Genomic DNA, 21,389 nt, shown 5'->3' with positions numbered 1-21,389 from the left:
TTATTCGCCCTCTATTTTCGTGCCAACAAGGCAATACGCTTTGCAGTCGCTCAGAATTTTGACTTTTACATCATGGAAACCACGCTCTCTAGCCATTGAACGCACCTGCTGAGGAGTGAACTTGTCAAAACCTGTGTCGCAGTACGGGAGTTTATCAAGGTAGCCCTTTGTATAGAATGTGCAGATAAAATTGCCGCCGTCTTTGAGAACTCGCCTTACCTCGTCAAGAACTTTTGCGGTGTCCTCCCAGAAATAAATGGTGTTCACAGTGTAAACAGTGTCAAAAAAATCGTCATTATAAGGAATCTCCTCAGCTTTTCCCTGCTGTAAGATCACCTTGTTGGTATTCACTCCGTCACGGTTTTTTCGCTTGGCTTTTTCCACCATATCCGCAGAAATGTCAACGCCATAGAACTTAGCGTTTATATTCTTGCTGAGCTTTTTGATAGTCACGCCGTTTCCAAAGCCTATATCCAATATCCTTGCACCGTCAAGCTTGCAGACAAATTTTTTCACCGCTCTGTAGTGCTCTGCATTGAAAAAATTCATGAATTTTGCACAGGCTATACCGCCCAATCCCTCTGGATTAGCACACTGTCCGCCTATGTATTCTTTTATGCTCATAAAATCACCTCAAAAAATCTAAAATAATATATAATACAAATGCGAAAAAAACAAGAAATAAACATCGCCGCAGGCGATACCTTAATTCCTCATTCCTCACTCCTCATTCCTCATTTAAACAAGAGTCCGTAAAGCTCCCCCTTAGAAAAACCCGTTGCCTTTGCTATCTCACGGCAAGCGTCAGCTCCACGCATACCCTTTTCCACAAGGGCTTTTACTTGTTCAAGCGCTTCCTCTATATTCTCCGCAGGGCAAAGCTCGTCCTCTTTTGCACCCTCGATAACAAGCACAAATTCGCCCTTTGGCTTGTTGGCTTCATAATACTCCACAGCCTGCGCAAGAGTGGTGCGGAAAACTTCTTCGTGTATCTTTGTAAGCTCCCTGCAAAGAGATATTCTTCTGTCACCGAAATATTCCAGCATATCCTTCAAAGTGTAGATGAGCTTGTGGGGCGCTTCATAGAAAATGAGGGTATTGGTGCAGTTTTTCACCGATGCAAGATGATTTAATCTTTGCTTCTTGGTGGTTGACAAAAAGCCCTCGAACTGAAATCTTGCAGTGTCAAGTCCGCTTATGGCAAGTGCTGATACCACCGCTGACGGACCTGGTACTACCTCCACTTTCACACCGTTTTCAGCGCACAGCTTCACAAGAAGCTCCCCAGGGTCTGAAATGCAGGGCATACCGGCGTCTGTAACGATAGCGGCGTTCTCGCCTGCCATTATCCTGTTCAAAATGCTCTCGCCCACCTGTTTTGCATTGTGTTCGTGATAGCTCACAAGTGGCGTTTTTATGTCAAAATAATTGAGAAGCTTTGCGGTAACTCTTGTGTCCTCTGCACAGATAAAATCAGCCTTTTCCAGGGTCTCAACTGCACGGTATGTCATATCTCCAAGGTTGCCTATAGGCGTTCCTACTACGGATAAAATTCCCATTGTTTATTCTCCTAACTCGTTTGCAAGTATGTGGTCTATCATCTCATAAAGATCAGAAATGGTATTAAGCCCACCGCACTGCGCTCTTAGCCTTGCAGAGCCTTTCAGCCCTTTAACATACCATGCGCAGTTTTTTCTGGCTTCTTTCATGCCCTGACGTTCGCCCTTGTATTTGCATATAAGCTCGCAGTGCTTTTTCATCACTGCCATTTTTTCTTCTATGCTCACCTCAGGAAGCTTTTCCCCTGTTTCAAGATAATGCTTCACGTCACGGAAAACCCATGGTCTGCCGTAGCTTCCTCTGCCTATCATAACAAGGTCACAGCCTGTCTGCTCATACATTGCCTTTGCGCTTTCTCCGTCAACAACGTCGCCGTTGCCTATAACGGGTATCTTCACCGCCTCTTTTACCTGCCTTATTATATCCCAATCGGCTTTGCCTGAATAAAACTGCGTTCTCGTCCTGCCGTGACAGGTGACGGCGCTTGCCCCTGCCTGCTCGATGAGCTTTGCAAACTCCACTGCATTTATGCTGTTTTCGTCCCAACCTGCACGAAATTTCACTGTAACGGGGCAGTTTGCGTTTTTTACCACCTCTCTGCATATCTCTGCCGCAGTGTCAGGAAGCTTCATAAGTGCAGAGCCACTGCCGTTGCCTACTATCTTAGGCACAGGACAGCCCATGTTTATATCAATGATATCAGGGGAATATTCGTTGAGCTTATAAGCCGCTTTTCCCATATAATAAGGGTCTTCCCCAAAAAGCTGCAAAGCATAGGGGCGTTCCTCTTTCTCAATCTCGCAAAGACGTGCAGTCTTTTTGTCACCAAAGCACAGACCCTTCGAGGATATCATCTCGCTTACAAGATATGACGCACCATACTCTTTGCACATAAGGCGATATGATTTATCTGCCACCGACGCCATGGGTGCTAATGCGGCGGTCTTTTCTATTTCAACGTTTCCGATAAAAAAACTGTTCATCAAGTCAAATTCTCCTAATATGTTCCAATACATGAATAGTCATAGCGATACTATTTTATTATAGCACAATGCGTGATTTTTTGCAACGATAAAAAGCCATATAACTACACAAAGTAATAAATCGCTGAAACGCCTTGACATTTGCGGAATTTTGCTATAAAATATAATGGTAGTATTATATTTTGTATAAGGAGAATGTTTCATGAATAATTCTGAAAAAACCATGGATAAGATCGTGGCTCTCTGTAAAAACAGAGGCTTTGTATACCCTGGAAGCGAGATCTACGGCGGTCTTGCAAACACTTGGGACTACGGTCCGCTTGGCGTTGAGCTGAAAACTAACATCAAGAACGCTTGGAGAAAGAAGTTCATTCAGGAGAACAAGTACAACGTTGGTCTTGACTCCGCTATCCTTATGAATCCGCAGACTTGGGTGGCTTCAGGTCACATTGGCGGTTTCTCTGACCCTCTTATGGACTGCAAGGACTGTAAGACACGTCACAGAGCGGACAACCTTATCGAAGATTTCGACGGCACTAACGTTGCAGGCTGGACAAACGAGCAGATGATGGACTACATCAAGGAAAAGCAGATCCCATGCCCAGATTGCGGCAGCCACAACTTCACTGATATCCGTCAGTTCAACCTTATGTTCAAGACATTTCAGGGTGTAACTGAGGACTCAAAGTCTGAGCTTTATCTGCGTCCTGAAACTGCACAGGGCATCTTTGTAAACTTTGCAAATATCCAGAGAACAACAAGAAAGAAAGTACCTTTCGGTGTTGCACAGGTAGGTAAGTCATTCAGAAACGAGATCACTCCGGGTAACTTCATTTTCCGTGTTCGTGAGTTTGAGCAGATGGAGCTTGAGTTCTTCTGCAAGCCCGGCACAGACCTTGAGTGGTTCAACTACTGGAGAGGCTTCTGCAAGGATTGGCTCCTTAGCCTTAACATCAAGGAAGAAAACCTTCGTCTGAGAGATCATTCACCTGAGGAGCTTTGCTTCTATTCAAAGGCTACAACTGACTTTGAGTATCTCTTCCCATTTGGCTGGGGCGAGCTTTGGGGCGTTGCCGACAGAACTGATTATGACCTTAATCAGCACATCAAGACAAGCGGCAAGAGTCTTGATTATTTTGACCCTGAAACAAACGAGAGATATGTTCCATACGTTATTGAGCCTTCCCTTGGCGTTGAGAGATTGTTCCTGACAGTTGTCTGCGAAGCATATGACGAGGAAAACATCGGCACAGAGGAGAAGCCTGACGTTAGAACTGTTATGCGTTTCCACCCTGCACTTGCTCCTTTCAAGGCTTGCATTCTTCCGCTTTCCAAGAAGCTCAGCGAGCAGGCAGGCGAGCTTTATGCAGAGCTTTCAAAGCACTTCCTTGTTGACTATGACGAGGCAGGTTCTATCGGTAAGAGATATCGCCGTCAGGACGAGATCGGTACACCATTCTGCATCACATATGACTTTGATTCTGTTGAGGACGGCTGTGTAACAGTAAGAGACAGAGATACAATGGAGCAGGAGCGTATCAAGATCGACGAGCTGGTAGCTTATATCGAAAAGAAGATAGCTTTCTAGTAAATTAAAAATCTTTGCGGGCGAACGGTTTGTTCGCCCGTTTTTTATGCCCGTTTTTACAATAAAAAGCTTTACAAAATTGGCGAGTTGTGATATAATATGTTTGTATATTTTTACGAAAGGACGTCCTTGCCATAAAAAATATATTTGACTCACATTGTCACTATGACGATCACGCTTTCGATGAGGACAGATACGAAGTCCTTGACAGGCTTCTTTGCGACCCTGACTCTCCTGTAGACAAGGTCTGCCATGCCGCAACGGACGAAAGATCGTCTTTGTTCGGAATCGAAACTGCGAAAAAATATGAGAATTTCTATACCTCTGTGGGCTTTCACCCTGAGTGTATGGATACTCTTCCTGAAAATTATATGCAGGTGCTTGACGAGCTTTATTTGAAAGCCTGCTCTACTCACAAGCTTGTTGCGGTCGGTGAGATAGGGCTTGACTATCATTATGAGGGATATGACAAAGAAAGACAGATAAAGCTTTTTGACAAGCAGGTGGAATATGCTGTGAAGAAAAGTCTGCCTGTTATAGTTCACTGCCGTGAAGCCACTCAGGACTGCCTTGACGTGCTGAACAAATATGCGCCGTCAGGTGTAGTTCACTGCTTTTCAGGCTCGGCGGAGACCGCAGAGATAGTGCTTGGGCTTGGTATGTACATCGGGTTTACAGGTGCGCTTGCTTTTAAAAATGCTAAAAAAGCCAGACGTGCTCTTGAAGTTGTCCCAATGGACAGGCTTCTTCTTGAAACGGACTGCCCTTACATGGCGCCCCCTCCTTACAGAGGACAGAGGTGCGAAAGCCCTATGATAGAAGAAGTGGCAAAGGTCGTGGCTGAGATAAAAAAACTTGATCCGCAGGAAGTGCTTGACATTACAAATAGAAACGCTTGCCGCCTGTTCGGGATCGAATATGAGAAAGGATAAGAGAACAAAATGACAGAAACTATGTATGTAGTAATACCATGCTACAATGAGGAACAAATGTTGCCTATCACAGCGGAAGCGCTTATAAAAAAGTTCGATAAGCTGAAGGCAGAAGGTCGTATCGCACAGAACAGCAAGGTCATGTTCGTTGACGACGGCTCAAAAGACAAAACGTGGGAGATAATACAGAAGCTCCACGAAGCAAGCCCTGTTTTCACAGGTCTTAAACTCTCAAGAAACAAAGGTCATCAGAACGCACTGCTGGCTGGTCTTATGACGGCGAGAAACTATGCTGATATCGTTGTTTCCATGGACGCTGACTTGCAGGACGATATAAACGCTATTGACGGCTTCCTTGATAAGAGGGCAGAGGGCTGTGATATTGTTTACGGCGTTCGTTCATCGAGAGAAAAGGATACCGCTTTCAAGCGTGGAACTGCTCAGGCATATTACAAGCTTTTGGAGCATATGGGCGTTGAGATAACATATAATCACGCTGATTACAGACTTATGAGTAAAAGGGCTATAGACGCTCTGGCAGAGTTTAAGGAAGTAAATCTGTTTCTGAGAGGTCTTGTGCCTATGGTCGGCTTCAAGAGCGACATCGTTAAGTATGTAAGAAACGAGCGTGTGGCGGGCGAATCTAAATATCCGCTGAAAAAAATGCTTTCCTTTGCAGTTGAGGGAATAACCTCACTTTCTGTAAAGCCTATAAGATTTATCACCACTATCGGTATAATAGTATTTTTAGTATCACTTATAATGCTTATATATTTCCTTATAACATGGGCAGTGGGACACACTGTTCAGGGCTGGGCTTCAACTATCACGTCTATATGGGCGATAGGCGGACTTCAGCTTTTGGCTATAGGCATTATCGGAGAATATATAGGCAAGATCTATTTGGAAACAAAGGCTAGACCTAAATTTATAATCGAAACAAATCTTGAAGAAACAGACAAGGAGTAATTAAAAATGGCAGAACTCAAGGCTAACAATCAGAAACCAAATTTCGACAACAACCCTAAGCTTATAGAAGCTATCGCAGAAATGAGAAAGAATTTCTGTGCCGAAACTCAAAACAAGGTAATAAACACAGCACTTGCCTGCACATTTCTCGTGCCTGCAATGGTAGAAAAGACAACAGAGCTTGTTGCCGACGCTGAAAACCATGTTAATTTTGAGGACAAGAGCAAGGCTAAGTTCATTCTTCTCAACAACAACAAAACAAACGGCACATTTTTCCCTGTTTTCACTTCCCCGGAGGAAGCTAAGAAGCTCCAGTATGACAAGCCATTCCAGAGCTTTGCAATGAGATTTCAGGATATAGCTGCTCTCACTGAGCAGACGCCAAAGGTACAGGGCTTTGTTGTAAACCCATTTGGCGAGAACCTTCCTTTCACTCAGGAAATGCTGGAGTCTATCAAGCAGACACTTATAAAGGTAGCAAAGGAGCGCAAGGCGGCTAAAGAAGCTGCTGAAAATGGCGAAGCTCCTAACATTGCTGTTACAAACAACGAAACAGCAGAGTAAGATACTTAAGCATATCTGGAGGACGGACTGTGTTCGTCCTCTTTTTTACCTGTCTATAAACACCTAATTATAGAAGTCTGTGTCTTATTTTTACGAAAACTATGCTTAATATGGTTGACAAAGATCATGCCGTGTGTTATAATTGTAGTAATATGGTGGGAAATAAAGCGTGTTATTTGTGCAGTGTTCACTATCACGCACCACGCAAAAGACTAAAAGGTTCTGCTTTTAGAAATTTTTTTCGTGATCTGAGGGAGTATATATGGCTAACGAAACTGAGCTTGAAAAAATTGACCGTGCTGCCGAATACTTTGAAAGATATTTTGAGTTTGAGGACGCTGTAACGGTCAGCAAGGAAAACAAGGAATACCTCAAAACTTATATCCATGACAACGATTATGTTGTTAAAAACTTCAATATAAAAAATAAGATCGTTAAGGCTGTGGGCATAAGTGCGGCTATCGGCGTGGCGGCTTTCCTGCTGCTGTGGCTGCTCCTTGGCACAAAGCTTATTATAGTGGGCATTATTGCAGGTGCACTTATTTTTATCGGTGTAGGCGTTTTCGGTATCGCACTGAACAAATACAGACTTACTGCTGCTGAACAGAAGCAGGTTGAAGTGAACGAGGGCATAAACGAACAGATAATAATGCTTGATGACAGAATAAAGCAAGTAGAACGTCAGAGAGATGATTACTACAAGGCTCTTGAAAAGAGAGTGCCTTTCATGTCACTTGACTATATGAAGAACGTTCAGCAGATAAAACAGTTTCTTGTGGACGGCAAGGCTGACACCTGCGAGGAAGCTGTGGATATGTTCGAGGAGTCGATGCTTTTACAGCAAATGACGGACATCATGACAAAGAGCGAAACTATCGAGCCTGTCAAGGACGATAAGGAACGTTTCGGCGACCCTTTGAAGATAATAAAGGAAAACAAGAAGAAACGCAAAAAGGAAAAGAAAGCAAAAAAAGACAAAAAGTAACTTTCGACCGCAGCAGCATTTTACGCCGCTGCGGTCTTTCTGTGAAGATCCACAATTTGCTATAGATAGGATAATGTATGAACGAGAAAAAAGATATTCTAACAAAAACATGGGTAGTGGCTGTCCTTGCATCCATATGCTGTATGCTGTGGGGAAGTGCATTTTCCTGCGTGAAAATAGGCTACAGCCTTATGAACATAACCACCAATGACAGCGGCTCTCAGCTTGTGTTTGGGGGCATAAGATTTTTTGTGGCAGGGCTAATGGCTCTTGCCATGGGAAGCGGAGCGGAGAGAAAAATTCTCCTGCCAACAAAGACTTCCATACCAAAGATCATGATAATAAGCCTTTTTCAGACCATTTTGCAGTATTTTTTCTACTACATAGGTCTAGCCCACACAACGGGGGTAAAGGCAGCGATAATAGTTGGGGCGAACGTTTTTATTGCGATACTTGTGTCATCGCTTTTATACAAGCTTGAAAAGCTCACCGCTGTGAAAATAGCAGGCTGTATACTTGGTTTTTCAGGGATAATCATTATAAATCTCGGTGGACTTTCGGGAGTAAGCATCAATCTTCTCGGGGACGGATTTATTTTTCTTTGCACCTGTGCATACGCTTTTTCATCGGTGTATATGAAGCGCTATTCCGAAACAGAAGACCCTGTTATGCTTAGCGGCTGGCAGTTTGTTTTCGGTGGAGCAGTTCTCACTGTCATAGGCTTTTTAATGGGCGGAAGGCTTGGTCACATGAGCGCAAAGGCTTTTTTGATGCTTTTGTATCTTGCCTTTGTATCAGCGGCGGCATATTCTCTGTGGGCAGTGCTTTTGAAGCACAACCCTGTTTCAAAGGTGGCGATTTTCGGCTTTATGAACCCTGTGTGCGGAGTGCTGCTTTCAACTATCCTGCTTGATGAAAAAGGCATTTTTGGTGTTCAGGGGATAGCCGCACTTATCCTTGTATGCTCGGGTATCTTTATTGTTCAGAGAAAAGGGAATAAATAATATTGTAACTATGCTCATATGCTTTTGCATATTCACGTTGTTTGTATGTAGGGGCGAACAGTGTTCGCCCGTTGATTTGACATTTTTGCAACGGACTGGCTCATATGCTTTTTGCGTATGAGCTTTTTTATTCAAAATCGTTCTAAAGACTGTTTAAAATGTTGATTTTTATATGTAGCTGTGTTATAATGAATTGTGTATGGTTTTTTACCAATATATTATCAGTAAAGAAAAAGAGGACAAGACAATGTTTAAGAAAAACGGACTTCTAAAAAGCCCTGACAGCAAGCCAAAAGAAAAGTATCTGCTGCTGTTTGCGGTGGCTTTTATCGGCATGATGATCTCGTTCATTCCGTCAATGATAGTGAACAAGGGCATCTTTCTCTACTATGGCGACTTCAACTCACAGCAGATGATGTTCTATCAGCACTGTCATGACGCTGTTCGCAGCGGAAACATGGGCTGGGATTGGGGAACGGACTTAGGCTCGAGCTTTGTTGGCTCATATGCTTTCTATCTCCTTGGCTCGCCATTTTTCTGGCTCACTACACTTTTCCCGTCAGGTGCAGTGCCTTATCTGATACCATGGCTCCTTGCACTGAAAACGGCTATCGCCGCAATAACAGCCTACGCTTACATCAGATTTTTTGTTGACAACACAAGCGCCTGCTTTATAGGCGGTCTGCTTTACGCTTTCTCAGGCTTCCAGACCTACAACATTTTCTTCAACCACTTCCACGACGCAACTGCGTTCTTCCCTCTCATGCTTTTAGGATTTGAGCTGTTGGTTCAAAAGAACAAGAAGGGTCCGTTTGCGGTAGCGGTAGCTATATGCGCCACCATAAGCTATTTCTTCTTTGCCTGCGAGGTCGTATTCGTTATTATCTACTTCTTCCTGAGATGCCTTGACAAGGACTTTGAAATTGACATGAAGAAGTTCGGTCTGCTTATTCTTGAGGCTGTTATCGGTGTGATGATATCCGCTGTTATCTTCCTGCCGTCAGCGCTGAGCGTAATGGGCAACTACCGTGTAAACGAAAGACTTTATGGACTTGACCTTGTTATATACGGTGAAAATGTAAGAATACCAAGAATTATCCAATCGTTCTTTATGCTTTCCGATATGCCTGCAAGAATAAATATCCTTAACTCAGACAAGGCAAGATGGGCTTCAATGGCAGGCTATCTGCCTATGTTCTCAATGGCAGGCGTTATAGCGTTTATGAGAACGAGAAAGAAAGGCAAAGACAGTTGGCTTACAAAGGCTATTATCGTGTTCGGCATAATGGCTTGCGTGCCTATATTGAACTCCTCTTTCGTCCTTTTCAATGCGTCATATTATGCAAGATGGTATTATATGCCTATACTGCTTATGTGCCTTATGACAGCAAAGGTCATCGCAGAAAACAAGGACGATCTGAAAAAGGGATTTGTGCCTGTTTGTGTAGTATGTGCGATATTTATTGGCATCGGTCTGCTTCCGACAAGCGAAAACGGCGTTGTATCCTATGGCAAAGTCCCTGAATATATTGAACTCTACTACATTCAGGCTATCGTTACCATAGTAATGATAATAATGCTTGGCACGCTTATATATGTGGTCGCAGAGAAGAAGCTCGACTACATGAAGATCGCTTCTGCAATGACAGCGGTTGCGGTGGTCATCTGCATGACTTCTTCTATCGTATATGGTGTAAGCCAGGGTACTGACAACACCGACTACATCAACAGAGCAATAAACGGTGGCGACAGCATCAACATGGATAAGCTGGAGTCTGGATCAGAGAACTACAATGCTGACAACAATTTCTACAGAATAGATACCTCAGAAAATGTTGACAACTGGTGTATGTTCTGGAAGCTTTCATCAATGAGATGCTTCCACAGCGTTGTTTCAACATCTATCATGGATTTCTACAGCTCTATCGGACAAACGAGAGATGTTGCATCAAGAATGGAAACTAAGGTCTATCCGCTAAGAAGCCTGTTTTCCGTAAAATACTATTTCAATGAACTTACTGAAAGTGAGAGAAAAGGTATCACAGAGGTATCGAAGCCTGAAACTCTTGCAAATCTCTACGGCTTTGAATATGTTGATACTCAGAACGGTTTCAACATTTACGAAAACAAATATTATGTACCAATGGGCTTCACATATGATTACTACTGCCTTGACAGCGACATTCAGAAGGCTTCAGAGGTAGACAAGACATCAATGCTCATGAAAGCCCTTGTGCTTACCCCTGAGCAGGCTGCAAAATACAATAATATTCTCAGCTACTACAGCTTTAAGGGTACTGACTACTCAACAGATCAGTATTATCAGAACTGCCTTGACAGACGTGCAAACAGTTGTTCATCATTCAGTTATGACTCTTACGGTTTCAACGCCAAGATCGACCTTGACAAGGATAACCTTGTGTTCTTCTCAGTTCCATATGATGACGGCTGGAGCGCAAAGGTGAATGGTCAGGACGTGGAGATAGAAAAGGTGGATTACGGCTTTATGGCTGTGCTTTGTCCTGCGGGTTCAAATGACATCCAGTTCACCTACGAAACAAAGGGACTTTTCTGGGGCAAGGTAATAACAGCCGTTGGCTTCGGCTCGCTTATCGTTTACCTTGGCGCAGTGAGATTTACAGGCAGAAAGAAAAAAGAAGAAGCTCAGCCTGTTGAAAAGAACGCATAAACCTGAAAGGGAGGATATAAAATGTATCAGAACGAAAAAACTATCAGTGAAAAAGAGATATACAAGGGCAGGGTCGTTCACCTGACTTGTGATGAAGTGGAGCTTGAAAACGGCTACAAGACGCTTAGAGAGGTCATTCATCACCCTGGCGGAGTTTGCATCGTTGCTCTTGACGAGGACGAGAATGTTTATTTTGTAAAGCAGTTCCGCTATCCTTTCAAGACCGCACTTATGGAGATACCTGCAGGAAAGCTTGAATACGGTGAAGATCATTTGGAGTGCGGAAAGCGTGAGCTTAAAGAGGAGATAGGTGCAACGGCAGAAAAAATGACTTATCTTGGCTGTATTTATCCTACAGTGGCTTATGATACCGAGATAATCCATATGTATATGGCAGAGGGACTTGATTTCGGTGAGCAGCACCTTGACGAGGGCGAGTTCCTTGACGTAACAAAAATGCCTCTTGAAGAAGCTTACAAAATGGTCATGGAAAACAAGCTCCCTGACGCAAAGACAACTGCGGCTATACTGAAAACTTATCTTATCAAAAAGGATATGTAGTCCATAATATTATAACCATGCGATAAAAGAAACGGTCGAACGTTATTCGCCACTGCATATATAAAGGGTACTGTCAACGTGGCAGTACCCTTTTTTTTGTGGTGAAAAAAAGAGCGCCCACGCACCGAAGTGCATGAGCGTCTTTTTTATAGTAACTTAGATTACTTTTCCTCAGTATTGTAAAGCTTAGCGTATCTGAGCAGATAATCATATCTGTCCTTAGCGTTCTGAACAGCCTTACCAAAGAGCTTCTCAGCTCTCTCAGGATTCTGTCTAGCAAGTGCGTTGTAACGTACCTCGCCCATGATGAAGTCCTTATAGTCAGCTGTTGGAGCCTTAGAATCAAGGATAAATGGATTCTTGCCCTCTGCCTTAAGACGTGGGTCGAATCTGTACAGATGCCAGTAACCAGCCTGAACAGCCTTCTTCTCCTCTGTCTGAGCAATTGACATACCACCCTTGATACCATGGTTGATACATGGAGCATAACCGATGATGATTGAAGGACCGTGATAAGACTCTGCCTCGTGGATAGCCTTGATGCACTGATTGTAATCAGCACCCATTGCAACGTGAGCTACATATACATAGCCGTAAGACATTGCGATACCTGCGAGATCCTTCTTCTTAACTTCCTTACCAGCTGCTGCGAACTGAGCGATAGCACCTGTTGGAGTTGACTTAGATGACTGTCCGCCTGTATTTGAGTAAACCTCAGTATCGAATACGAAGATGTTTACGTCCTCGCCCTGAGCGATAACGTGGTCAACGCCTGAGAATCCGATATCGTAAGCCCAGCCGTCACCGCCGAAGATCCACATTGACTTCTTTCTCAGATAGTCAGCGTCCTTAAGGATCTCCTCAGTAGCCTTATTCTTTGTCTTCTTAAGAGCAGCGATAAGGTTATCTGTAGCTGGTGAGTTCTTCTCGCCGTCGTCTACTGTTTCAAGATACTCTTCGCAAGCCTTCTTGAGAGCTGTTGCCTTAGTTGTCTTAGACAGCTCAAGAACCTTAGCGATAGTTCTGTTTCTGATAGTTGACTGTGCAAGGAACATACCGTAACCATACTCAGCGTTATCCTCGAACAGTGAGTTAGCCCAAGCTGGACCCTTGCCGTCCTTGTTTACTGTGTATGGAGTTGAAGGAGCTGAACCACCCCAAATTGATGAGCAGCCTGTTGCGTTAGCAATGTACATTCTGTCACCAAAGAGCTGTGTGATGAGCTTAGCATAAGGTGTTTCACCGCAGCCTGCGCAAGCGCCTGAGAATTCAAGCAGTGGCTGCTTGAACTGTGAGCCCTTAACTGATGTTGCCTTGAACTTCTCGAATACTTCTGGCTTTTCAGCAAGTGTAAGACCATAGTTGAATACTTCCTGCTCAGCGAGCTGAGTTTCAAGTGGCATCATACTGAGAGCCTTGTTGCCCTTCTTACCAGGACAAACATTTACGCAAGAACCGCAGCCTGTGCAGTCCAGAGCAGACATTGTCATTACGAAGTTGTAACCAGGCATACCTGTCATAGCTACTGCCTTCTCCTGAGCAAGCTTAGGAGCCTTCTTCAGCTCAGCGTCTGTCATTACAACAGGTCTGATAACTGCGTGTGGACATACATATGAACAGAAGTTACACTGGATACAGTTGTCACCATTCCATGCAGGAACGTCAACAGCGATACCTCTCTTCTCAAATGCAGCAGAACCCTGTGGGAATGTGCCGTCTGCCATACCTGTGAATGTTGAAACAGGGAGCTTGTCGCCTTCCTGAGCGTTGCAAGGGATCTGAATGTTGTTTACGAAGTCCTGAAGTGTCTTATCTGCGCACTTAGCGGCAGGCATACCCATTGGAGTATCCTTGCACTTCTTCCAAGATGCAGGAACCTTAACTTCGTGAACCTGCTGACATCCAGCGTCGATAGCGTCATGGTTCATCTTAACGATAGCGTCGCCCTTCTTAGAATAAGAAGCTGTAGCAGCGTCCTTCATGTACTTGATAGCGTCATCGATAGGAATGATGTTAGCAAGCTTGAAGAATGCAGACTGAAGAACAGTGTTTATTCTGTTGCCCAGACCGATCTCCTTACCGATCTTAACGCCGTTGATCGTATAGAACTTGATATTGTTCTCAGCGATATATCTCTTTACCTGACCTGGGAGGTGCTTATCCAGCTCTTCATGCTCCCACTGGCAGTTCAGAAGGAATGTTCCGCCTGGCTTGATATCCTGTACCATGTTGTACTTAGTGATATAAGACTCGTTATGGCAAGCAACAAAGTCAGCCTGATTGATAAGGTATGTTGACTTGATAGGTGTCTTACCGAATCTCAGGTGAGAAACTGTTACACCGCCTGACTTCTTAGAGTCATATGCAAAGTATGCCTGAGCATACAGATCTGTATGGTCACCAATGATCTTGATAGAGTTCTTGTTTGCACCAACAGTACCGTCAGCGCCAAGACCCCAGAACTTACAAGCAGTTGTGCCTGCTGGAGCAGAGTCAAGCTTGCCCTCAGTTTCGAGAGAGAGGTTTGTAACATCGTCTTCGATACCGATAGTAAATCTTGGCTTATATGTATCCTTCCAGCTTGCATTCCAGTAAACAGCCTTGATCTGTGCAGGAGTTGTATCCTTAGAACCAAGACCATATCTGCCTGAAGCGATAGCTACATCATGGAACTGTGTACCCTTAAGAGCAGCAACAACGTCAAGATAAAGAGGCTCGCCCTCAGAACCTGGTTCCTTAGTTCTGTCAAGAACTGAGATCTGCTCACAAGTTGAAGGGATAGCTTCAACGAGCTTGTCAGCACGGAAAGGTCTGTAAAGTCTAACCTTAACAAGACCGAGCTTTGTGCCTTCCTTCTCGTTGAGGTAATCAATTGTTTCTTCGATAGTGTCACAAACAGAACCCATAGCTACGATAACGTGTGTAGCGTCTGGTGCGCCGTAGTAGTTGAACAGCTTGTAGTTTGTGCCGATCTTTTCGTTTACCTTGTTCATGTAATCCTCTACGATGCCAGGGATAGCGTCATAGTATGGGTTACAAGCTTCTCTTGCCTGGAAGAAGATATCAGGGTTCTGAGCTGTACCTCTAAGTACAGGATGCTCAGGGTTAAGAGCTCTCTTTCTGAACTCCTCTACCTTCTCGAAGTCAACCATATCTCTTACGTCTTCCATATCCCATGTCTCGATCTTCTGGATCTCGTGAGATGTTCTGAATCCGTCAAAGAAGTGGATGAATGGTACTCTGCCCTCGATAGTTGAGAGGTGAGCAACTGTACCCAGGTCCATTACCTCCTGTACATTTGAAGAACAAAGCATAGCAAAACCTGTCTGACGGCAAGCATAGATGTCAGAATGGTCGCCGAAAATATTAAGTGCGTGTGAAGCTACACATCTTGCAGATACATGGATAACGCAAGGGAGAAGCTCACCTGCGATCTTATACAGGTTAGGGATCATAAGAAGAAGTCCCTGTGATGCTGTATATGTTGTTGTGAGCGCACCGGCTGCAAGTGAGCCGTGTACTGTACCTGAAGCACCTGCCTCAGACTGCATTTCTGCAAGCTTTACAGGAGTGCCAAACAGGTTTACCTTACCCTTGGCAGCCCACTGGTCTGTTACTTCTGCCATAACAGATGATGGTGTGATTGGATAGATAGCAGCAACTTCTGTAAATGGGTATGACGCCCAAGCAGCAGCGTTGTTTCCGTCCATGGTTTTCATTTTTCTTGCCATTTTAGAATCATTCCTTTCTCGATATTTCAAGCAAAAGCTCAAAACTCAAATTTCCTTTTTTAGCGTACTTTTTCAAGCACGTCTGTTTAAGGACAGCAGATATTTTCTTCAAAAGTAAGCTGTAACAAACTTTCTCAGGATACATCTGTTTTAACTCTTATAGTATACCACTTATTTTTCAATTTGTAAAGACCTTTTACCACATTTTTTCTTGATTTATACGCTGTAAACCCCCTATTTTCGGTTAGTTATGACTTCCTCATATTTCAGACGTGCTGTATTACGGAGATAAAAAAATGCCTGCCGAAACAGACATTTTTCATATATTTAAATTATAAAACTAGCAGTTCATAAGAAGTTCAGCGAGGGCATTGAGTATCTTATCCACATCAACATCAGAGCTGAATTTTACATCAAGCTTTGAGCCGCCTTTTTTATCCTCGCTTAAACTTACACGAAGCTTATCAGTGGCCTGATTTACTCTTATCTCAAACTCAGTATACATAGGATTTGTGATAGTACGCTTTATTTTCTTTTCAGCTTTTTTGTTTGTTTCCAAAGCGGCGATAGCTTTTTCAAGCTCTCTTACCGTCCAGCCCTTTTCTATACACTCTGTGGCAAGCTTCTCCTGAGTATCCTTATCCGCAACGCCTGCAAGCACCTTTGCGTGACCCTCGGTGAGCTTTTTGTTACGGAGCATTTCCTGCACATTTTCACTAAGGGAAAGAAGTCTGATAGAGTTTGCCACAGCGGAACGTGAACGTCCAACAGCTTCTGCCACCTGTTGCTGAGTAAGACCATAGGTTTCCATAAGAGTCTGATAAGCTGCGGCCTCCTCAAGAGGTGTAAGGTCTTTACGCTGGATATTTTCAATAAGGGATATCTCAGCGGCTTCAAGATCTGTAAGCTCCTTTATATAAACAGGTATCTCATCAAGTCCAGCCAGACGTGCCGCACGCCACCTGCGCTCGCCTGCAACTATCTTATATCCTCCATTGTCAAGAGGTCTTACAAGTATAGGCTGCAAAACACCATGCTGTCTGATATTTTCCGCAAGCTCATTAAGAGCGTCCTCATCAAACTCAGAACGCGGCTGATTTTTGTCAGGCTCAATAAGAGATATCCTTACTGTGGAAATGCCATTTTCACCATCATCATTTTTTACCGATTCACTATCAGATCGTGCTATCTCATCTATAGAATTATCAAAGAACAGGCTATCCAAGCCTCTGTCCATTTTGCTTTTTTTAGCCATTGTATTTTCCTTTCACATTATAAGATACAATGTTCCATGTGGAACATTATTTTTTCTTTATTTTTCTTTATTCTTTGCCGCTTTTTTCTTTTCTCTTTTAGTTATTTCTTTTGCAAGATTTTCATATGCCTTTGAGCCTTTTGCCTTCTTATCATAATAAATAGCCGGCTCACCAAAGCTTGGGGCTTCCGACAAGGCAACGTTTCTCGGTATGGTAGTTTCAAAGACTTCCTTTGCAAAGTGCTTTTTGACCTCGCTAATTATCTGACCTGTTATCTTGTATCTTTCAACGCACATTGTAAACAAAATGCCCTCGATATCAAGGTCAGGATTGAAAGAAACTTTTACTCTGTTGATAGTATTGTGAAGCTCAACAAGACCCTCCAAAGAAAGAAACTCGCATTGGAGAGGGATAAGTACAGAATCAGCCGCCGCAAGTGCATTTATTGTGAGCATATCGAGAGTTGGCGGACAATCTATAAATATATAGTCATAAAATTCTTTTGCAGGCATGAGAGCGTTGCGAAGCTTCATTGCTCTGTCCTTTTCGTTCACAAGTGACACAGACGCACCTGAAAGGTCCTGAGTTGTCGGCACAACTGAAACTCCACGGCAGGCAGTAGGAACGACAGCTTCAAACACCGAACATTCTTCAAATATCACATCAAACACTGTATTTCTGATACTTTTTTTCTTTATACCAAAGCTTGTAGTAGTATTGCCCTGTGGGTCAAAGTCAACGATCAGGACTTTTTTGCCCTTTAGCCCAAAAACCGCTGCAAGATTTACAACAGTAGTAGATTTTCCAACGCCGCCTTTCTGATTTGAAACAGCAATTATTTTCCCCATATTCTTGACCTCTTTTCTTAGCAGAATTATATCATATTTATTATACTACAATTTTTCACTTTTGAAAAGACCCTTTTACAAATTTTCTTGAAAATGTTCCACATGGAACAAATCAGATTTTTACTTTATCCGACAAAGCCCATGACAATTTAGAAAATAATAAAAAGAATAAAGTATCAATATCAAAATCAAGGTCATAAAGAGCAGAAAAGTTTTTTGAATAAAATATAGAATTGAGTATCGTGAAGTGTTATGATTATTTTAAAATGAAACGGAGGTATAAAAAATGAGCATTTTCCCAAAAACATTAACAAAAGCTTTCAGCGAAGAAACTGACGAATCACAAAGGGCTTCACCCTATCAGACGTTAGGCAAAATAATCGACATTTCCATAGGAGAGATAAGACCGAACCCCGTTCAGCCAAGGCGATATTTCTCATCTGCCGAACTAACAAGCCTTGCAAAAAGCATTTCTCAGGACGGGATCATACAACCTCTCACAGTGAGACGTGTAAAAGGCACTTTTGAGCTTGTGTCAGGCGAACGGCGTTTGCGTGCGGCAAAGCTTGCAGGATTAAGGTCAGTGCCGTGTATACTTATCAATGCCACAGAGGAACGTTCGCAGGTCATTGCACTTATAGAAAATATCCAACGTTGTGACCTGAACTTTTTTGAAGAAGCCGAAGCGATCTCTCAGCTCATCACAAAATATGGCATGACTCAGGAATCTGCGGCTATTCGTCTGGGACTTGCTCAATCCACAGTTGCAAACAAGCTTCGTATTCTGAAACTTAACGCTGAGGAACGCAAAATAATTCTCGATAACAATATGTCAGAACGTCACGCAAGGGCTTTGCTAAAGATAACAGATAATGACCGCAGGCTTGCTGTGTTGAACAAAGCGGCTGAAAGTGGTTGGACAGTTGACACATTGGAAAAATATATTGCCAAGCTTCTGAAAGATGATGAAAAGCGTGCAAGCTATCACAAAAGAGCGGCTATGTTAAAAGATGTTAGATTGTTTTTCAACAGTGTCAATAAGGCGATAGATGTTATGAGACTGGCAGGAGTGAACGCTGACGCAAAACGTATCGACCATGAGGATTATATCGAATATATTATAAAGATACCATCGGAAAAGCAGGCAGAATAAAATGTTCCACATGGAACAAAAAAAATTGGACAGGCTCAAAAGTCTGTCCAATTTTTTTATATATCGCTGTAAAAAAGCTGTTCCCAATAGGTGTATTCCCCGTTTTCTGTCTTTGTTGCTTTTGCACACGCCATGTAACGCACATCAGGGTTGAGGATATTTTCTCTATGAGGCGGTGAATCCATCCATGCGTCAAAGGCTTCTTTTACTGTGGTCATGCTGTTCATACCATATGCGATATTTTCAGCCGCCACACGCCATTCAGGAAGGTCAGTTTCTTCTATAGCTGTGATGTATGAATTGCCGTCAGGTCTGTCATGAGAATAATTTTCCAGAAGTTCGTTCGCTCGCACATCTGCCGCAGAGTCGAGAAGTTCAAGTCCCTCAAGCTCTCTTAACCCATACTGTTTTCTGACCTCATTTACATAGCCAAGCATTTCAGATGTTTCAGCAGAAAGATTTCTATTTGACATATTCGTGCTTGAATCAGGTTCAGTAGGCTCGGCAGGCTGAGGAGCAGAGGGCTGTTCTTCCTGCATAGGCTCGGTAACAGTTTCAGTTTGCGTTTCTGTTTTCTTTTCAGTTTTCTTTGAAGTCGTTGTGGTAGTAGTAGCCATTGTCGTTGTTGTAGTAACAGTTGTAGTCACAGCTTTTATATCTGCACTGTGAGGTGGCCGCATGGTCTTGCCGTTTATGATGACCTTATCCCCTGACACGCTTATGTAGTTATTGCCTACCACTATGGATTCCATAAGCTCATTATCAGTGTTTGTTATCTCCATGCCCTTATCCATGGCTTCAAGCACATACTTTGAGCCGTTCACATCTTTTACAGTAGCTTTCTTTACTGTCTTGCCGTCTTTTACAATTTCAAACTTGTTCTCTGCGATACATCTTATAGTCACCTTGTCAGTTACGTTAAAGCTGCTGAAGCTTTCATCAACATATGTCACCTTTGTGTTTGCATAGTAGACCTCATTAGCTGATATTATTATCCTTGTGCCTTTATAACTGAACGAGTTTACCTTTTTTCCGTTCTTAGTGACAGTGACAGTATTTCCGTCACAGGTCAGTACAAGCTTATCACCGTTATCATCAGTTATCTCAAAAGAGTTCACTATCTCATTTGAACTGTTTATAAGAGTATATCCACCCTGCACATTTGCAAAAAGGGTATAGCCGCCATCAAAAATTATCTTTGTACAAGTCGCTGCTGTTTGTATAGTAGTCACTGAACCCGTGATAGTTTCGGCAGACTTTTCATTTGTGGTCACAGTTGTGGTGACTCCTGTGCTGATGCTTGAAAGCTTTTTGGGCTTTTCTTCCCCTGTGCTTCCGCAAGAGGAAAGACAACAGCCTGCCGCACAGACAACACATATTATTTTAACTAACCTATTGCTTTCCATTATATCTTAGCTCTCCTGTTTTATCAAATGTTCCACATGGAACAATACAAAAAAGGCAGCCCTGGGACTGCCTTTGTGAGTTTATTTTGTGTTTGAAAGTGTCCATCTGAAAGGTGCTATTCTCTTTGCCCTTGTGTTGTCTATGTTCCAGTTGTTGAATGTGATAGATGGGTCAAAATAGCGATAATCAGTTTTCATCTTACCTTTATTGATGCTTAGTCCCATTCCAGGTGATTTCTGGATAACTGCACCTATGCGGTGATGTTCCTTTTCATAATCAATTATCTCTTTTGCCGTTATCAGCCTTGAATCAGCAAGATTGTAGATTCCCTCATATCTTCCTGATGGTACATTGATAATACCATTTATAAAGTCGATAAGATTGAATACACAGCAGAATGAAAAACCGTATTCCCCATCATTGAATATGTAGGCTACATTTTCCTTTGCGTCAAATACTCTGTCTCTCAGATTTTGTGTATACTCAGCGTCATAAATAGGAGCTACTCTGGCAATAACAGGTATAGTTTCAGACTTTTTAAATTCCTTCTGCATTATCTTCTCAGATGTCATCTTAAGATCTGCATAGTTTGAATTTCCCTTTTCAGGAGCAGTTTCCCTTATTGGTTCTCTGCCTTTCTGTACACCATATATTGCTGTTGTGCTGAGCAGGATAAAGCTCCTTACCTCAGCCTTGTTTGCAGCCGCATATATGAACTTATCACATATCTTGCTCTTTTTCATCTCAGCGTCTGTTACATATGGATCTATATCGTTATCTACAGAATTTGCCAGATGCACGACAACGTCGATCTTGTTACTATCGATTACATTTGTAATAGCGTCCTTATCTGTAATATCACACTGGATAAAAGTATAGTTTGGATCAGTTCCAATAAACTCATTTTTGCGTGTATCTATACCGAATACACGATGCTTTTTGTGCAGTAAGCTGGATGTAAGGTACAAGCCTATCATTCCGCTTGCTCCTGTAACTAAAATTGAAGCCAACTCTGCCACTCCTTCCCCAAGTAGAATTGCACACTTATTTACTATAATTATACCACAGTTTTTATTAATTGCAAATACTTTTTGAAGAAAACTGAAAAATTTAGATTTTCTTTATAATTTTGCTTGCTATATTTAGTGAATTGTGATAA

At 42.8% G+C, this 21,389-nt stretch carries 17 protein-coding genes; 9 read left to right on the top strand and 8 right to left on the bottom strand.

Annotation, left to right across the window (positions count from 1 at the left end; genetic code table 11):
- From AB5Z01_RS04930 to dusB, 3 genes are all read right to left on the bottom strand, one after another.
- A complete protein-coding gene (locus AB5Z01_RS04930) occupies positions 1 to 624 on the bottom strand; it encodes a class I SAM-dependent methyltransferase (RefSeq protein ID WP_332009188.1) in 624 nt (207 codons plus the stop codon).
- 110 nt (positions 625 to 734) lie between these two features.
- Positions 735 to 1,559 (bottom strand): 16S rRNA (cytidine(1402)-2'-O)-methyltransferase, encoded by an 825-nt coding sequence (gene rsmI, locus AB5Z01_RS04925; protein WP_117905286.1) that lies wholly within the window; start codon positions 1,557 to 1,559, stop codon positions 735 to 737.
- Between the two features lie 3 nt (positions 1,560 to 1,562).
- A complete protein-coding gene (gene dusB, locus AB5Z01_RS04920) occupies positions 1,563 to 2,543 on the bottom strand; it encodes a tRNA dihydrouridine synthase DusB (protein WP_332009185.1) in 981 nt (326 codons plus the stop codon).
- A gap of 202 nt (positions 2,544 to 2,745) precedes the next feature.
- Here dusB and AB5Z01_RS04915 point away from each other — a divergent pair, with 202 nt between their 5' ends.
- From AB5Z01_RS04915 to AB5Z01_RS04880, 8 genes are all read left to right on the top strand, one after another.
- Positions 2,746 to 4,131 carry a glycine--tRNA ligase gene (locus AB5Z01_RS04915; protein ID WP_038672759.1) on the top strand — a complete coding sequence of 462 codons (1,386 nt, stop codon included), beginning with the start codon at positions 2,746 to 2,748 and terminating at the stop codon, positions 4,129 to 4,131.
- Positions 4,132 to 4,238: 107 nt separating this feature from the next.
- On the top strand, positions 4,239 to 5,063 hold the full coding sequence (locus AB5Z01_RS04910; RefSeq protein WP_337643810.1) for a TatD family hydrolase: 825 nt from the start codon (positions 4,239 to 4,241) through the stop codon (positions 5,061 to 5,063).
- Positions 5,064 to 5,072: 9 nt separating this feature from the next.
- On the top strand, positions 5,073 to 6,032 hold the full coding sequence (locus AB5Z01_RS04905; RefSeq protein WP_038672763.1) for a glycosyltransferase family 2 protein: 960 nt from the start codon (positions 5,073 to 5,075) through the stop codon (positions 6,030 to 6,032).
- Positions 6,033 to 6,038: 6 nt separating this feature from the next.
- Positions 6,039 to 6,596 carry an SseB family protein gene (locus AB5Z01_RS04900; protein ID WP_278459795.1) on the top strand — a complete coding sequence of 186 codons (558 nt, stop codon included), beginning with the start codon at positions 6,039 to 6,041 and terminating at the stop codon, positions 6,594 to 6,596.
- A gap of 262 nt (positions 6,597 to 6,858) precedes the next feature.
- Positions 6,859 to 7,581, top strand: a complete 723-nt coding sequence (locus tag AB5Z01_RS04895) for a hypothetical protein (protein ID WP_046439567.1) — start codon at positions 6,859 to 6,861, stop codon at positions 7,579 to 7,581.
- A 77-nt stretch (positions 7,582 to 7,658) separates the two neighbouring features.
- A complete protein-coding gene (locus tag AB5Z01_RS04890) occupies positions 7,659 to 8,585 on the top strand; it encodes a DMT family transporter (protein ID WP_195550994.1) in 927 nt (308 codons plus the stop codon).
- Positions 8,586 to 8,832: 247 nt separating this feature from the next.
- Positions 8,833 to 11,274 (top strand): YfhO family protein, encoded by a 2,442-nt coding sequence (locus AB5Z01_RS04885; RefSeq protein WP_195220582.1) that lies wholly within the window; start codon positions 8,833 to 8,835, stop codon positions 11,272 to 11,274.
- 21 nt (positions 11,275 to 11,295) lie between these two features.
- Positions 11,296 to 11,835, top strand: a complete 540-nt coding sequence (locus AB5Z01_RS04880; protein ID WP_038672772.1) for an NUDIX domain-containing protein — start codon at positions 11,296 to 11,298, stop codon at positions 11,833 to 11,835.
- A 161-nt stretch (positions 11,836 to 11,996) separates the two neighbouring features.
- Here AB5Z01_RS04880 and nifJ read toward each other — a convergent pair whose 3' ends face one another.
- The 3 genes from nifJ to AB5Z01_RS04865 all read right to left on the bottom strand — a co-directional run bounded on the left by nifJ (position 11,997) and on the right by AB5Z01_RS04865 (position 17,670).
- Positions 11,997 to 15,566, bottom strand: a complete 3,570-nt coding sequence (gene nifJ / locus AB5Z01_RS04875; RefSeq protein WP_287214267.1) for a pyruvate:ferredoxin (flavodoxin) oxidoreductase — start codon at positions 15,564 to 15,566, stop codon at positions 11,997 to 11,999.
- Between the two features lie 340 nt (positions 15,567 to 15,906).
- Positions 15,907 to 16,821 (bottom strand): ParB/RepB/Spo0J family partition protein, encoded by a 915-nt coding sequence (locus tag AB5Z01_RS04870; protein ID WP_278945967.1) that lies wholly within the window; start codon positions 16,819 to 16,821, stop codon positions 15,907 to 15,909.
- 57 nt (positions 16,822 to 16,878) lie between these two features.
- A complete protein-coding gene (locus AB5Z01_RS04865) occupies positions 16,879 to 17,670 on the bottom strand; it encodes a ParA family protein (RefSeq protein WP_287214265.1) in 792 nt (263 codons plus the stop codon).
- Between the two features lie 286 nt (positions 17,671 to 17,956).
- On the opposite strand from AB5Z01_RS04865, the gene AB5Z01_RS04860 reads away from it, so the two are divergent.
- Positions 17,957 to 18,823, top strand: a complete 867-nt coding sequence (locus tag AB5Z01_RS04860) for a ParB/RepB/Spo0J family partition protein (protein ID WP_287214263.1) — start codon at positions 17,957 to 17,959, stop codon at positions 18,821 to 18,823.
- Between the two features lie 56 nt (positions 18,824 to 18,879).
- On the opposite strand, the gene AB5Z01_RS04855 is transcribed toward AB5Z01_RS04860, so the two are convergent.
- Complete coding sequence (locus AB5Z01_RS04855) at positions 18,880 to 20,229, bottom strand: CAP domain-containing protein (RefSeq protein WP_287214262.1); 1,350 nt, start codon at positions 20,227 to 20,229, stop codon at positions 18,880 to 18,882.
- Between the two features lie 81 nt (positions 20,230 to 20,310).
- Positions 20,311 to 21,240 carry an NAD(P)-dependent oxidoreductase gene (locus AB5Z01_RS04850; RefSeq protein WP_038672779.1) on the bottom strand — a complete coding sequence of 310 codons (930 nt, stop codon included), beginning with the start codon at positions 21,238 to 21,240 and terminating at the stop codon, positions 20,311 to 20,313.
- Between the last annotated feature and the right edge of the window lie 149 nt (positions 21,241 to 21,389).

The sequence above is a fragment of the Ruminococcus sp. RTP21359st1_H3_RTP21359_211015 genome, from assembly GCF_040909065.1.
GTDB classification, from domain to species: domain Bacteria; phylum Bacillota; class Clostridia; order Oscillospirales; family Ruminococcaceae; genus Hominimerdicola; species Hominimerdicola aceti.
The sequence above is the reverse complement of the archived record's forward strand: the minus strand, read 5'-3'. Positions and strand labels throughout refer to the sequence as shown.

Coding starts and splice junctions, on each gene's coding strand:
- AB5Z01_RS04895 (WP_046439567.1), top strand. CDS start 6,859: ATGGCTAACGAAACTGAGCTTGAAAAAATTGACCGTGCTGCCGAATAC.
- AB5Z01_RS04890 (WP_195550994.1), top strand. CDS start 7,659: ATGAACGAGAAAAAAGATATTCTAACAAAAACATGGGTAGTGGCTGTC.
- rsmI (WP_117905286.1), bottom strand. CDS start 1,559: ATGGGAATTTTATCCGTAGTAGGAACGCCTATAGGCAACCTTGGAGAT.
- nifJ (WP_287214267.1), bottom strand. CDS start 15,566: ATGGCAAGAAAAATGAAAACCATGGACGGAAACAACGCTGCTGCTTGG.
- dusB (WP_332009185.1), bottom strand. CDS start 2,543: ATGAACAGTTTTTTTATCGGAAACGTTGAAATAGAAAAGACCGCCGCA.
- AB5Z01_RS04905 (WP_038672763.1), top strand. CDS start 5,073: ATGACAGAAACTATGTATGTAGTAATACCATGCTACAATGAGGAACAA.
- AB5Z01_RS04865 (WP_287214265.1), bottom strand. CDS start 17,670: ATGGGGAAAATAATTGCTGTTTCAAATCAGAAAGGCGGCGTTGGAAAA.
- AB5Z01_RS04870 (WP_278945967.1), bottom strand. CDS start 16,821: ATGGCTAAAAAAAGCAAAATGGACAGAGGCTTGGATAGCCTGTTCTTT.
- AB5Z01_RS04885 (WP_195220582.1), top strand. CDS start 8,833: ATGTTTAAGAAAAACGGACTTCTAAAAAGCCCTGACAGCAAGCCAAAA.
- AB5Z01_RS04900 (WP_278459795.1), top strand. CDS start 6,039: ATGGCAGAACTCAAGGCTAACAATCAGAAACCAAATTTCGACAACAAC.
- AB5Z01_RS04915 (WP_038672759.1), top strand. CDS start 2,746: ATGAATAATTCTGAAAAAACCATGGATAAGATCGTGGCTCTCTGTAAA.
- AB5Z01_RS04930 (WP_332009188.1), bottom strand. CDS start 624: ATGAGCATAAAAGAATACATAGGCGGACAGTGTGCTAATCCAGAGGGA.
- AB5Z01_RS04855 (WP_287214262.1), bottom strand. CDS start 20,229: ATGGAAAGCAATAGGTTAGTTAAAATAATATGTGTTGTCTGTGCGGCA.
- AB5Z01_RS04880 (WP_038672772.1), top strand. CDS start 11,296: ATGTATCAGAACGAAAAAACTATCAGTGAAAAAGAGATATACAAGGGC.
- AB5Z01_RS04860 (WP_287214263.1), top strand. CDS start 17,957: ATGAGCATTTTCCCAAAAACATTAACAAAAGCTTTCAGCGAAGAAACT.